The organism is Aeromonas sp. sif2416, assembly GCF_019218665.1.
In the GTDB taxonomy this organism is placed as follows: domain Bacteria; phylum Pseudomonadota; class Gammaproteobacteria; order Enterobacterales; family Aeromonadaceae; genus Aeromonas; species Aeromonas encheleia.
The window spans coordinates 1-13,377 of sequence record NZ_JAHUXC010000014.1; the positions used below are offsets into that span (position 1 = coordinate 1).

The 13,377-nt window shown below is 63.6% G+C and carries 13 protein-coding genes; 5 read left to right on the plus strand and 8 right to left on the minus strand.

From position 1 onward, the window contains the following. Nucleotides 1–212: 212 nt before the first annotated feature. From KW821_RS19045 to KW821_RS19070, 6 genes are read right to left on the minus strand one after another with little or no spacing between them, the layout of a single operon-like run. A complete protein-coding gene (locus KW821_RS19045; protein WP_218292538.1) occupies nucleotides 213–1,391 on the minus strand; it encodes a tetratricopeptide repeat protein in 1,179 nt (392 codons plus the stop codon). Nucleotides 1,392–1,393: 2 nt separating this feature from the next. Beyond that, nucleotides 1,394–2,056 (minus strand): energy transducer TonB, encoded by a 663-nt coding sequence (locus KW821_RS19050; RefSeq protein WP_042651604.1) that lies wholly within the window; start codon nucleotides 2,054–2,056, stop codon nucleotides 1,394–1,396. Continuing rightward, nucleotides 2,053–2,454: a biopolymer transporter ExbD gene (locus tag KW821_RS19055; RefSeq protein WP_042651603.1), complete on the minus strand. Its 402-nt coding sequence runs from the start codon at nucleotides 2,452–2,454 to the stop codon at nucleotides 2,053–2,055. Before KW821_RS19055 ends, KW821_RS19050 begins: the two co-directional genes overlap by 4 nt. Further along, complete coding sequence (locus KW821_RS19060) at nucleotides 2,451–2,981, minus strand: MotA/TolQ/ExbB proton channel family protein (protein ID WP_042651602.1); 531 nt, start codon at nucleotides 2,979–2,981, stop codon at nucleotides 2,451–2,453. Before KW821_RS19060 ends, KW821_RS19055 begins: the two co-directional genes overlap by 4 nt. Continuing rightward, nucleotides 2,978–4,273 (minus strand): MotA/TolQ/ExbB proton channel family protein, encoded by a 1,296-nt coding sequence (locus KW821_RS19065; RefSeq protein WP_218292539.1) that lies wholly within the window; start codon nucleotides 4,271–4,273, stop codon nucleotides 2,978–2,980. Before KW821_RS19065 ends, KW821_RS19060 begins: the two co-directional genes overlap by 4 nt. Beyond that, nucleotides 4,270–5,031: a DUF3450 domain-containing protein gene (locus KW821_RS19070; RefSeq protein WP_218292540.1), complete on the minus strand. Its 762-nt coding sequence runs from the start codon at nucleotides 5,029–5,031 to the stop codon at nucleotides 4,270–4,272. The genes KW821_RS19065 and KW821_RS19070 overlap by 4 nt, the downstream gene beginning before the upstream one ends. 211 nt (nucleotides 5,032–5,242) lie before the next feature. Between KW821_RS19070 and KW821_RS19075 the strand changes: the two genes are divergently transcribed. Continuing rightward, nucleotides 5,243–6,019, plus strand: a complete 777-nt coding sequence (locus KW821_RS19075; protein ID WP_042651599.1) for a LuxR family transcriptional regulator — start codon at nucleotides 5,243–5,245, stop codon at nucleotides 6,017–6,019. 71 nt (nucleotides 6,020–6,090) lie between these two features. On the opposite strand, the gene glmS is transcribed toward KW821_RS19075, so the two are convergent. Next, complete coding sequence (gene glmS / locus KW821_RS19080) at nucleotides 6,091–7,923, minus strand: glutamine--fructose-6-phosphate transaminase (isomerizing) (RefSeq protein ID WP_218292541.1); 1,833 nt, start codon at nucleotides 7,921–7,923, stop codon at nucleotides 6,091–6,093. 53 nt (nucleotides 7,924–7,976) lie between these two features. Continuing rightward, a complete protein-coding gene (locus KW821_RS19085) occupies nucleotides 7,977–8,750 on the minus strand; it encodes a DeoR/GlpR family DNA-binding transcription regulator (RefSeq protein ID WP_218292542.1) in 774 nt (257 codons plus the stop codon). Between the two features lie 123 nt (nucleotides 8,751–8,873). On the opposite strand from KW821_RS19085, the gene blrA reads away from it, so the two are divergent. The 4 genes from blrA (at nucleotide 8,874) to creD (ending at nucleotide 13,372) form a co-directional block, all read left to right on the plus strand. Next, entirely contained in the window at nucleotides 8,874–9,548 is a 675-nt protein-coding gene (gene blrA, locus KW821_RS19090) for a two-component system response regulator CreB (RefSeq protein WP_218292543.1), read from the plus strand. Between the two features lie 34 nt (nucleotides 9,549–9,582). After that, a complete protein-coding gene (gene blrB / locus KW821_RS19095; RefSeq protein WP_218292544.1) occupies nucleotides 9,583–11,004 on the plus strand; it encodes a beta-lactam sensor histidine kinase BlrB in 1,422 nt (473 codons plus the stop codon). Between the two features lie 100 nt (nucleotides 11,005–11,104). After that, nucleotides 11,105–11,899: a class D beta-lactamase gene (gene blaOXA, locus KW821_RS19100; protein WP_218292545.1), complete on the plus strand. Its 795-nt coding sequence runs from the start codon at nucleotides 11,105–11,107 to the stop codon at nucleotides 11,897–11,899. 123 nt (nucleotides 11,900–12,022) lie between these two features. Further along, the gene (creD, locus tag KW821_RS19105) at nucleotides 12,023–13,372 is read left to right on the plus strand and encodes a cell envelope integrity protein CreD (protein WP_218292546.1); all 1,350 of its coding nucleotides are present in this window, start codon (nucleotides 12,023–12,025) and stop codon (nucleotides 13,370–13,372) included. Nucleotides 13,373–13,377 lie beyond the last annotated feature (5 nt).

The following is a 13,377-nucleotide window of genomic DNA, read 5'->3' on the forward strand; positions in this document are numbered from 1 at the left end:
GCTCCTCACTTCGAAAGTCAAGCGCTTGTTTTCGCTTTTCTTTCGGCGCCCACTTCACAAGGAAGCTGGCTCATCAGTCCGGCGTGTTCTGCCGTGCTGGTAGGGGCGCATTATAGGGAGCCAGGCCTCGATGACAAGGGCTTTTTGTGAAAAAGATCTCGTTTGCTGAAAAAGCAGGCTGACGCGTATAAAACTCGAACTTCACTCCGGTTTCATGCCGCTTTTTTGTTCATCCCTTCGCTCTGGGCCTGGATATAGTTGACCCAACTGGTCGCCCGCTGCTGCCAGTTGCTTTCCCGCTGCAGCTCCAACGCCAGTGTCAGCGCCTGGGCATACTGCTCCTTATTAAGGTATGCCTGCACCAGCAACGCCTTGGCCCTGTTGCCCTGCTCACCCTTGGTCGACTTGATGACGGCCAGCTGGTTCATGGCCGCATCCGTCTTGCCCTGTTGCAGCAACAGTTCGGCGGCACGCATGCCGGCCTTGGGGTGCGCATATTGCTTGGCGAGGAGCTGCCAGCTATCCACCGCTTTTGGCCACTCACGGGCACCTTCCCACAGTTGGGCCAGCAGTTGCTGGTTCTCGGCACTCGCCTTCATCTGTCCCTTGGCCATGGCAGCCTCCAGCAGGCGGGCGCCGCGATAAGGCAGCCCCTGCCAGGCATAGAGGCGAATGAGCTGATTGCGGGCGGCAGCGTCGTCCATCAGTTGACGATCGATGGCTGTCTGCAGCAGGGCCAGCGCCTGGTCCCCACGCTTGGCCGACAGGTTAAGCGACACAGCCTGCAGCCACCACTTGCTCTCTTTTGGCTCGTGACGGATCAGCTCGCCGGCCTGATCGGCTGCCATCCCATACCGCTGCTGGGCGGTGAGGGCGGAGAGGCGAATGATGGCAGCCTGCTTGTGCCAGCCTTTCTTCAGCAGCTGTTCGCTCTGGCTCGCGGCCTCACCGTACTGCTTGTTGTGGTAATAGAGGCCCGCCAACCGCAACCGCAGCGCATCGTCCGGCTTCAGTGCCAACGCCGCCTTGTAGCTCGCGATGGCACCGGACCAGTTGGATTGCTGGGCCTGGATGTCGCCACGCAGGCGCAGCAACTGAAGCTGCTGTTGCTCCGGCCACTCTTTATAGGCCAGCGCCTGCTCGACGTAGCGGCTCGCCTGCGCGGTCTGCTGCAAGTTGGCCGCCAGGGAAGCCTGCAACTGAGCCAACCAGGCCCGCTCGGCATCTGATCCTGGCTTGAGCCCGGTGGCTCTGTTCTGGGCCTGTTGCCATTGCCCCGACTGGTAGAGTTTCATCACGGGTTCCAGCTGGCGGGAGAAATGAGGGCTCACCTCCATGGCCAGGCAGGCTTGGCTGACCAGGGCCAGCAGGCAGATCCAGATCCGCAGCATCGTTATGACTCCAACTTGAATTTGAGATTGATGACTTGCTCCAGCTTGTCGGTCGCGCCAGGCCGTGGCTGGTAGCGCCACTTGCTGACTGCCTGAATGGCCGCCCGCTCGAACTGGCGCTTGGGCTTGGCCTCAATCACTTCCACATTCTCGACCCGCCCCTCGCTGTTGATGGTGAAGCGAACCGTCACCGATCCTTCGATGCCGGCCTGCTGGGCACGGTATGGATAGACCGGTTCGACCCGCTGCAGCGGGGTCAGCATGTCGCCAACGCCGACCCCCATCCCTTCCGATTGACCATGAAAGTTGCCGCTCGCCACCGGAGTGGGACTGGTGGCCACCCCGGGGGCAGATACCTGCACGGCACTCAGGCTGGAGACCAGATCCAGGCTGGGTTGCACCGAGGGCAGGGGCGCCGCCGCCGGCATGGGCAGCGGCGTGGAGGCCAGGGCGGCAGGAGGCTCAGGCAGTGGCTCGGGCTCTTGCGGTACCGGCCGCTCGCGCACCTGTACCTCGTTCACCTCGGTCTGCATGTTGATGACGATGGACTTCTGCTCGGCCGAGGCCTTCTCCCCCCTGGGGGGCTCCACCAGGGTGGCCATGAACAGCAGGATCCCCAGACTGAGGGCGACCCCCAGTCCCAGGCTCATCAGCTTGAATTTCATTTCGGTGCCACCGCCACGGCGATGTTGGCTATTCCGGCGGCCTTGGCCTCATCCATCACTCGCACCACCCGACCGTGGGGCACTCGCTCGTCGGCCTGGATCACCAGGCTGGCGTCGGGTTGCTCCGTCAGCAGGCGCGCCAGGCTGGCCTGCACCCGCTCCACATCGACCTGTTTGCGATCGAGGAAGATCTGCCCCTGGGCCCCGATCGCCAGCATGATGCTGGAGGATTTCTGGGCCTTGGCCTGACTGGCCTGGGGCCTATGCACCTCAAGTCCGGCCTCGCGCACGAAGGAGGTGGTCACGATGAAGAAGATCAGCATGATGAACACGATATCCAGCATGGGGGTCATGTCGATCTGCACTTCATCGCGCTGGCGTTTGGATTGCCGTCTCATTGCATTACCTTCTCTTCTCGCAAGCCGTCACGGGTCTTGGCCAAGGCGCGCTTGGCCTGGCTCTCGAGCCGGCTGAGTAACAACACGCCGGACAGCGCCACCACCATGCCTGCCATGGTGGGGATGGTGGCACGGGAGATCCCGCCCGCCATGCTCTCCGGGTTAAAGCGGTTGGCGGCGGCCAACGCATCGAATACGCCTATCATGCCGGTCACTGTGCCGAGCAGACCCAGCATGGGGCAGAGCACCACCAAGGTGCGGATGAAGATCAGATGACGGTTGAGCTCCAGCTCGGCCTCGGCCAGCCAGCGGCCACGAATGGCCTGAGCATGCCAGCTGTGGCGCTCGACGCGCCCCTGCCAGCGACTGAACAGCTGCTGCTGCAGCGGGCCAAAGCCTAGGTTGAGGTAGAGCAGCCGCTCGATCATCAGAATCCACATCAGTACCAGCAGGGCCAGGATGACCCAGAGCACGGGGCCGCCACGGCCCATGAAACTCTGCAACTGCTGCCAGATGTCGAGCATCATGCCACCCGCTCCATCCCGTTTCCGTTGCTCTCGGCGCGCTCGGCCAGGATGCCGGCGACCTGTTGCTCCAGCACATTGGAGAGCTCAGTGAAGCGGGATTGCAGCAGGCTGTGGGCCAGGATCAGCGGAATGGCGGCCACCAGCCCCTGTACCGTGGTGATCAGCGCCATTGAGATGCCGCCCGCCATGATCTTGGGATCGCCGGTGCCGAACTGGGTAATGGCCTGGAAGGTGCCGATCATGCCGGTCACAGTCCCGAGCAGACCCAGCATGGGCGCAATGGCGGCGATGACCTTGACCATGCCGATGCCGCGCTCCAGCCGTGGAGTCTCCTGCAGGATCGCCTCATCGAGCCGCAGCTCCAGGGTCTCCATGCTCAGCTCGGGATGTTGCTCTGCCACTGTCAGCACCCGACCGAGGGCATTGTTGGTGTGGTATTCACCGCTCTTGAGCTGGCGGCGCACCAGGGTCAGCTCGCGGGACAGCGTCCACAACCGCACCCCGGCAATGCCCAGACCGATGGCGGCCAGCAGCACTATGATGGCGCCGACCTGCCCCCCTTGCTGGACTTGCTGCCAGAAGGTGGGGGCCTGGGCCAGCATCTCGAGCAGCACGCCGTGGGAAGGATCCAGCGGCAGGGCCTCGCCTTCCTTGCCCTGATAGGTGGTCAGTTCGGACAGCAGGCCGCCGGGCAGACCCAGTACCGGGCTCAGCCCTTCACCACTCGGCTGCAGGAAACCGGCGCTCCCGAACAGCGCGAAGCTGCCGATCCGGGTCAGCGACTGTTCGCTGGCCGCGCCCTGGGCATCGAGCACCTTGCCGCTGAACTGGGCCACCCGGCCCGATTCGCGGATCTCCTGCAGCAGGGTGGCGGGCAACAGGGCGAGGGCGGCGCGATCCGGCACCTGCTTGTCCTGTGCCAGCACCTTCAGCGCCGCCAGTCGATCCGGGAACTGACCCTGCACCGAGGATTCGGCCAGCAGCTTGACCGCATCGCTCGCCCCCTGGCGGGTGACGGCGAAAATCTCGTTCATGTCACCGGAGGCTTGCTCCCACTGAGCGTTGAGTTCAACCAGCTGCTTTTCATTGTCGGCAAACTGGCTGGCCAGCTGCTTGCTCAGGCTCTGGGCAGCGGCCAGCCTGGCGCGGGCACCGCTCAGCTGATCGGCGACCGAGGCCAGATCCTGCTGGGCATTCTGCTCACGAGCCTGCTCCTGCGCCTGCCAGTCGTCGTTGGCGAGGGCCGCGTGGGAGCCGAGGGAGAGCGTGATAAGAAGGGGGAACCATTTCATGACTGAGCCTCCTGGCTACGCGCGACAGACAGGGGCACATGCAACAGTTGCGGGACTCGCTTGTCGGCGGCCATGTCCAGCGCCTCGGCGATGGGCTCCAGCCACTGGCTGTCGAGTGCCAGCCATTTCTTGCTCTCGGCAGACCAGCGCCAGGCCTGGCTGCGATCGGCCGTCATCGCCAGCAGGGAGACGCGGCCCAGCGCCAGCACATCGACCCGACGCTCGGCACCATCCAGCTCCAGCTGAGCGGGATAGGCATCCATCCGACTGCCGTACTCGGCTTCAATCTGATAGGCCTGCAGCAGCTGGCGGAATTTCTCGGCCTCGCTCACGTCGGCGCGAGCCATGGTCAGCTTGAGCTGCTCGATGCGCGCCAGACGATCGTCCTTGCGCAGGGGGATGTCCTCCTGCACCAGCTGCTCCAGCTCGGCCTGCATCTGCAGCATCAGCGGGATCAGCCCCTGCCGGGTCTGCTCCACCGCCGCCAGCTGGCTGCTGAGCTTGCCCAGTTCATTTTGCTGATCGGCCACCAGTGACTGCATGTAGCGGTTGTAGGCTTCCAGATCGCGCAGCTGCAGCTGCGCGTTTTGCAGCTCCATCCTGGCGGAAACGGCCGCATCGGCCGCCTTTTCTACTCGCTGCTGGGAGGCTTTCCCGGCAGCGATGCTGTTTTTCAGTGCGGGCGCGACCAGTTCGTCGGCACTGGCGACGAAGTGGGCGGCCAATGGCAACAAGGCCAGACCCCAGAGCTTTTTCATGGTACATAATCTTAACAATGATAACTATTCTCATTGTCTCAAAGAGTCGTGCCAGTGGCAATCAGATGATTTCCTTGGCCTGCGGCCGAAAAAACAGGATAATTTTTAGCCAAGCACGGGAGTTACTGGCGTTGGTACTAACAACACCACATTAAATAACTAAAAAATATCTTTTCGATCAGGATGATAAGGGTCGAAAAAGGAGAGTGACATGTTTAACGATGCGATCTGGGAACACATAGATCGGTTCACCAAGGCCAAGAAGACCAGCGATATCCAGCAACAACTGGAGCGCTTCAGTCACCAGATGGGATTTGATTACTTCCGTTTGCTGATCATTTTCCCCATCAGCATGCAAAAATCCCACGTAGCCTTGTTCAACAACTGTCCGACCAGCTGGTTTGATGCCTACACGGAGCGGCACTACCTGACCCAGGATCCTGTGGTCTTCCTGGGACTGAAGCAGACCCAGCCCATCTTCTGGAACAAGCTCGACTGCGACTCGCCCTGGCTGCCCAGCGCCAGCCGGGAGGTGATGAACCTCGCCGCCGATTTCGGGGTGCGCAACGGCGTCTCCTTCCCGCTGCATACCCCCCAGGGGGAACACGGCATCCTCTCCTTCATCAGCAAGGAGAAGTCCAACTCCGACCTGATGTTTGAAAACGTTCCCCTGCTGTCGTTCTGTGCCAGCTACATCTTCAACTCGGCACTGCAACTGATAAAGAGCAGGCCGGATCTGATGAAATGCCTGGCCGAGCTGTCGGATCGGGAGAAGGAGTGCCTGTTCTGGGCCAGCGAGGGCAAGACCTCCTGGGAGATCGCCACCATACTCGGCATCAGCGAGCGCACCGTGAACTTCCACCTCAATCAGGTCACCAACAAGACGGATTCGAAGAACCGCAACCAGGCGATCGCCAAGAGCATCTCCAGCGGCATCATAGTGCCCTCGCTGAACGATGTGACCATCACCAACCTGCGGCTGTCATAGCCGGCTATCCGACCAGACGAGCCCATAAAAAAGAGCCGCGATGCGGCTCTTTTTTCATTTTTGACAATGGCTTATTCCACGGTCACGGATTTCGCCAGGTTGCGCGGCTGATCCACGTCGGTGCCCTTGATCAGGGCGACGTGGTAGGAGAGCAGCTGCAGCGGCACCGTGTAGACGATGGGGGCGATCATCTCTTCCACGTGGTTGAGGCTCATCACCCGCATGGTCTCGTCGCTCTTGAAGCCGGCATCCGCATCGGCGAACACGTAGAGGATGCCGCCGCGGGCACGCACCTCTTCCACGTTGGACTTGAGCTTCTCCAGCAGATCGTTGTTCGGCGCCACCACTATGATCGGCATCTCGGCATCGATCAGCGCCAGCGGGCCGTGCTTGAGTTCACCGGCGGCATAAGCCTCGGCGTGGATGTAGGAGATCTCTTTGAGCTTGAGTGCCCCCTCCATGGCGATGGGGTACTGGCTGCCACGGCCGAGGAACAGGCTGTGGTGCTTGTCGGCAAACTCTTCGGCCAGGGTCTCGATCTGCTTGGCCAGCGCCAGGCTCTCCTTGATGCGCAGCGGCAGGGCTTGCAGCGCCTTGACCAGCTCGGCCTCGGCGGCGGCACTCAGGTTGCCACGGCAGTGACCGACGGAGGCCACCAGCATCAGCAGGCCGGCCAGCTGGGTGGTGAAGGCCTTGGTGGAGGCGACGCCGATCTCGGCCCCAGCCCGGGTCATGAAGGCAAGATCCGATTCCCGCACCAGGGAGGAGCCCGGCACGTTGCAGATCGCCAGCGAACTCATGTAGCCGGACTCCTTGGCCAGCCGCAGGGCGGCCAGGGTATCGGCGGTCTCGCCGCTCTGGGACAGGGTCACCAGCAGGCTGTTGGGGCGCACCACCGACTTGCGATAGCGGAACTCGGAGGCGATCTCCACGTCGCAGGAGACACCAGCGATCTCTTCGAACCAGTAGCGGGCCACCATGCCGGAGTTGTAGGAGGTGCCGCAGGCGACGATCTGGATGTGCTCGACCTGGTCGAAGATGGCCCGGGCGCCGTTGCCGAACGACTCGACCACCACGTGATCGCTGCCGAGGCGGCCTTCCAGGGTATTGGTGATGGCCTTGGGCTGCTCGTAGATCTCTTTGAGCATGTAGTGACGGTACTCGCCCTTGTCACCGGCATCGTGGGAGAGCTCGGACTCCAGCTCCTCGCGCACCACGGCGTCGCCGTGAGTGTCGAAGATGTGCACGTCGCGACGGGTCACCTCGGCCACGTCCCCCTCTTCCAGGAAGATGAAGCGGCGGGTCACCGGCAGCAGCGCCATCTGATCGGAGGCGATGAAGTTCTCGCCGATGCCGCGGCCGATCACCAGCGGGGAGCCGGAGCGGGCCACCACCACGCGGCTGTCGTCGCGGCTATCCATCACCACAGTGCCGTAGGCGCCACGCAGTTGCTTCACCGCCACCTGCATGGCGGCCAGCAGGCTGGGGGCGGATTTCAGCTCGTGGTGTACCAGGTGGGCGATCACCTCGGTGTCGGTGTCGGAGCTGAACTCGTAACCCATGCCCTGCAACCTGCTGCGCAGCTCTTCGTGGTTCTCGATGATACCGTTGTGCACCACCACGATATGTTCGGAGACGTGGGGGTGGGCATTGCGCTCGGACGGCTCACCGTGGGTCGCCCAGCGGGTGTGGGCGATGCCGGTGCCGCCGTGGACGGACTGCTCTTCCAGCGCCTTGGCCAGTTCGGCCACCTTGCCCAGACGACGCACCCGCTGCAGCGGCTGGTTGGCGCTGAACACGGCCACCCCGGCGGAGTCATAACCGCGGTACTCGAGACGGCGCAGGCCTTCCACCAGAATTTCAGCCACATCACGTTGGGCCACGGCCCCGACGATGCCACACATAGACTTCTCCTTGAACTTGAACTGTTAACAAACAATGGGATAGCAGGCGAGATTCAGCCTGCGAGGGGGGCGCAGATCAGCGTCACCCCTTTGGATTCGAGTAGTTGCCGGGTCTCGTCGGCCAGGCCGGCGTCGGTGACCAGGGTATGGATCTGTGCCCAGGGCAGCTCCAGATTGGGGATCTTGCGGCCGATCTTCTCCGACTCGACCATGACGATGACCTCGCGGGACACCTCGGCCATCACCCTGGACAGGCCCACCAGCTCGTTGAAGGTGGTGGTGCCTCGCTCCGGGTCTATGCCGTCGGCACCGATGAACAGCTGGTCGAAGTCGTAGGAGCGCAGCACCTGCTCCGCCACCTGGCCCTGGAAGGATTCGGAGTGGGGATCCCAGGTGCCGCCGGTCATCAGCAGGGTGGGCTCGTTCTCCAGCTCGCGCAGGGCGCCGGCCACGTTGAGGGAGTTAGTCATGACGATGAGGCCGCGCTTGTTGCTCAGCATGGGGATCATGGCGCTGGTGGTGCTGCCGCTGTCGATGATGACGCGGTTATGATCGCGGATGCGCTCGGCGGCGGCACGGGCGATGGCCAGCTTTCGTTTCGAAACCTGCTCCGGGTTGCTGTCGACCACCATCTCGCTCGGCAGCGGCACGGCACCACCGTAACGGCGCAGCAGCAGGCCACCGGTTTCCAGCACCGCCAGATCCTTGCGGATGGTCACCTCCGAGGTGGAGAAGTGTTTGGCGAGGGTATCGACGCTCACTTCGCCCTGTTCCTGCACCAGGGTCACTATGGTGTGGCGACGCTGTTGAGTGTTGCGTTTGGTCATCTTAAAGTTTCGATTCGAAAGAATGTCGAAATGTTAGCGCCTTTTTTGGAAAAATAAAACCGCAAATAGGATCCGATTTGGTTCGATGCCAGAATGGGCAGGCCGATTTGCGACGAGGACGCCATGCAAAAACGAGTCATCTGGCTGGTGGAAGATGAAGCCAGCATCGCCGATACCCTGATCTATGCGCTGCAGACCGACGGTTTCGAGGTGGAGTGGTTCCCCCTCGGCCAGCCTTTATTGGCGCGACTGGAACAGACGCGACCGGATTTTCTGATCCTGGATGTGGGGCTGCCGGACATCGGCGGTTTCGAGCTGTGCAAGCAGGTGCGGGCCCGCTGCGACACGCCGCTGATGTTCCTCACCGCCCGCAGCGAGGAGATAGACCGGCTGATCGGGCTGGAGATAGGGGCCGATGACTACGTGGCCAAGCCGTTCTCGCCGCGGGAGGTGTGCGCCAGGGTACGGGTGATACTGCGCCGCAGCCAGCCGGTCGCTCAGGCCACCAGCCAGCCGCTGGTGCTGGACGAGGAGCGGGCCCGTATCTGCTTCCACGGCCAGGCGCTGGCCCTCACTCGCTACGAGTACCTGCTGCTCAAGACCCTGATGCAGGCGCCGGGCCGGGTCTACTCCCGCCAGCAGCTGATGGATCTGGTGTGGAGCGGGGCCGAAGAGAGCCTGGATCGCACCGTGGATACCCACATCAAGACCCTGCGCGCCAAGCTGCGGGAGAGGGACTCGGAGGCAAATCTGATCCTGACCCATCGCGGGCTGGGCTACAGCCTGGAACTGGCATGAGCATACCGCTGCCGGGCACCGGCCGGGAGCCGACATGAGAATAGGGCTGCAACTGCTGTGCGGACTGGTGCTGATCTTCGCGCTGGCCGCCTGGTTCGTGCTGGAAATCTTCGTCGAGGAGATAAAACCCGGGGTGCGCAGCGCCACCGAGGACACCCTGGTCGACATGGCCCAGCTGCTGGCCCCGCTGGCACTGGACGATCTGCAGGAGGGCAGGATGGAGGATGGCCGACTGGCCGGCGCCTTCGCCCGCCTCAACCAGAGCCCCATCAACGCCCTGATCGACGGCCACCTCAAGCAGCAGGCGGAGTACCGCATCTACGTGGCCGACGCCCAGGGCAAGGTGGTCTATGACTCGAGCGGCCAGGATCTCGGCAAGGACTACTCCCGCTGGAACGACGTCTACCGCACCCTGCGCGGTGAGTACGGCGCCCGCAGCACCCGCAGTGACCCGGACGATCCCGCCAGCTCGGTGATGCACGTGGCCGCCCCGCTGCGCTCCGGTGAGCAGATCCTCGGCTCCCTCACGGTCGCCAAGCCCAACCGCACCCTGCTGCCCATGATAGAACGCAGCGAACGCCAGCTGCTGCAGGGGGCGGCTGTGCTGCTCTGCCTCGCGCTGCTGATCGGCGCCCTGCTGGTGTGGTGGCTCACCCGCGCCATCGGCAAGCTGGTGCACTACGCCGATGCGGTCAGTCAGGATCAGCCCGCCAGCCTGCCCAGGCTCCACAGCCCGGAGCTGGACCGGCTCGGCCGCTCCCTGGAGACCATGCGCCGCCAACTCGACGGCAAGTCCTACATCGAAGGCTATGTGCACAGCCTGACCCACGAGCTTAAGAGCCCACTGGCAGCCATTCGCGGGGCAGGGGAGATACTGGCCGAGGCACCGCCACCGGAGGTCGCCCAGCGCTTTATCGGCAACATCAACCTGGAGACGGCCCGCATGCAGCGGCTGATCGAGCGCATGCTGCAGCTCGCGCGCCTCGAATCGGGGCAGGGGCTGGACAGACAGGCCATCGCACCCGCCAGGCTGGGCAGGCGGACCCTGGATGCCCGCCAGATAGTCGCAGAGCGTCGCCAGATAAGCCTGGAGGCCGAGCTCGGCGAGGCTCCCAAACAGCGATGGGATCCCCTGCTGGTGGAGCAGGCCCTCGGCAACCTGCTGGATAACGCCCTCGACTTCTCCCCCCTGGGCGGCCGAGTCTGGCTGAGCGGCGAGATGAGCGCCGACGGCTACTGCTTCCGGGTGCGGGATCAGGGGCCCGGCATCCCGGACTATGCGCTGCCGCGGATCTTCGAGCGCTTCTACTCCCTGCCCAGACCCGACAAGGGCAAGAGCAGCGGCCTTGGGCTCAGCTTTGCCGCCGAGGTGGCCCGCCAGCACGGCGGCCGACTGACCCTGGGCAACCTGCCGGAAGGCGGGGTGCTGGCCGAGCTGTGGCTGCCGGCCGGCTGACTTCACACCGAGCACACAGAGCGACGCTAGGCTGTGCCTCCTCGAGAGCTTGCCCCACCAGGGGCATAGACGCGCATTCAGATGAATCAAGGAGATATTCATGTCCCGCATCCTGCTGTCCGGCCTGCTCGCCGCCGGCCTGCTCTGCTCATTGCCCACCAGCGCCGCCTCCGGCTGCCTGCTGTTTGCCGATGGCACAGGCAAACCGCTCAGCGCCGAGGGTGACTGCGCCAGCCAGCTGCCACCCGCCTCCACCTTCAAGATCCCGTTGGCCCTGATGGGCTATGACAGCGGCTTCCTGGTAGATGAACAGCTGCCGGCCCTGCCGTTCAAACCCGGCGATGCCGACTTTCTGCCAGAGTGGCGGGAGACCACCAGCCCGAGCAGCTGGGTGAAGTACTCCGTCATCTGGTACTCCCAGCGCCTCACCGAGTGGCTCGGGGCGGCGCGCCTCCAGCAATACGTCGACCGCTTCGACTACGGCAACCGGGATCTCGCGGGCAACCCGGGCAAGCACGACGGTCTGACCCAGGCCTGGCTCAGCTCCAGCCTCGCCATCAGCCCGCAGGAGCAGGCCCGCTTCCTCGGCAAGCTGGTGAGCGGCAAGCTGCCGGTCTCAGCCCAGACCCTGAACCACACCAGCGCCATACTGCGCCAACCGGACATCGATGGCTGGCAGATCCACGGCAAGACTGGCATGGGCTATCCCAAGCTGCTGGATGGCAGCCTCAACCGGGAGCAGCAGATCGGCTGGTTCGTCGGCTGGGCCAGCAAGCAGGACAAGAAGCTCATCTTCGTCCACACCGTCATCCAGAAGCCGGGCAAACAGTTTGCCTCGCTCAGAGCCAAGGAAGAGGTGTTCGCCGCCTTGCCGGCCCAGCTGAAGAAGCTGTAACCCCTTCCCTCAACCGGCGCCTGGCGCCGGTTTTTTTATGGCCCTTCACCCTCACTTCACAGGGCCCCATCACCCCTTCACCCTGACTCTGCACCATGGCGCCCATCAACAAGGAGATGCGTCATGGTCAAACAGATACTCACCCATAAGATTGTCCTGCTGCTACTGCTCAGCCTGCTGTTGATGATCCCCGTTCACTCCATCATGGAGCTGAACCGGGAGCGTCAGGCTTATCGCAGCCAGGCCATCCACAGCATCATGGCCAGCAGCAGCGGTCCGCAGCGCTTGCTGGGACCCGTGCTGGTGCAACCCTATACCAGAGCCGTCACCGTGGAGCAGGACGGCAAGCGCTTCGTGCGCGAGGAGCGGGTCTACCGCTACCTGCTGCCGGATCAGCTGGATGTGCTGGCCAGCATGGAAGTCACCCCGCGCAAGCTCGGCATCTATCAGGCCCAGGTCTATCACAGCCGCCTCTCCCTCTCCGGCCGCTTGCCGGCGAGCCTGACCGGCAAGGCGCTGGTGGCCGGCAACCCGGACCTGAGTTTCGACGGCGCGGATCCCGCCCTGATCCCGGGCAAGCCCTACCTCAGCCTGGTGCTGTCCGATGCCCGCGGCATCAACAGCGTACCCGAGCTGCGGCTCGGGGAGCGGCGCATCCCCTTCGCGCCCGGCGCCCTGCTGGGGGATGGGATGGCTGGTATTCATGCTCCGCTGGAGGCCCTGCCCGGCGAGGACGGGCGCTTTCACATCGAGCTGGATCTGCAGGGCATGAACGCGCTGGAGGTGGTGCCCCTCGGCCAGGACAGCAAGCTTAGGCTAAGTGGCAACTGGCCCCATCCCAACTTCATCGGCGATTTTCTGCCGGGCAGCCGCACCCTGAACGAACAGGGCTTCGATGCCAGCTGGCAGACCAGCTGGTTCGCCACCGACATGGAGACGCGCTTCAACCGCATGATGAAGGGGGTGGGGGCCGAGCTGCCGAGTTTCAGCGTCAGCCTGGTGCAGCCGGTGGATCACTATCAGCTGAACGAGCGGGCCGCCAAGTATGCCCTGCTGTTCATCGGCCTCAGCTTCCTCAGCTTCTTCATGTTCGAGCTGCTCAAGGGGCTGCGGGTGCACCCTATCCAGTACGCGCTGGTGGGCATGGGGCTGGCCATCTTCTATCTGGTGCTGCTGGCGCTGACCGAGCACCTCGGCTTTGGCCTGGCCTATCTCGTCGCCAGCCTCGCCAGCGTGGCGCTCAACGGCTTCTACCTGAGCCATGTGCTGGGCGGGCCGCGTCAGGGGCTCGGCTTCGCGGCCCTGCTCGGACTGGTCTACGCCATCCTGTTCGGGCTGCTGCAGGCGGAGGAGATAGCCCTGCTGCTCGGCGCCCTGCTGTTGTTTGCCATACTGGCGCTGATCATGATGCTGACCCGCAAGCTGGACTGGTATCGGGTGATGGACACATCTTCCTCCACCCGCGAGTCATAGCCGAC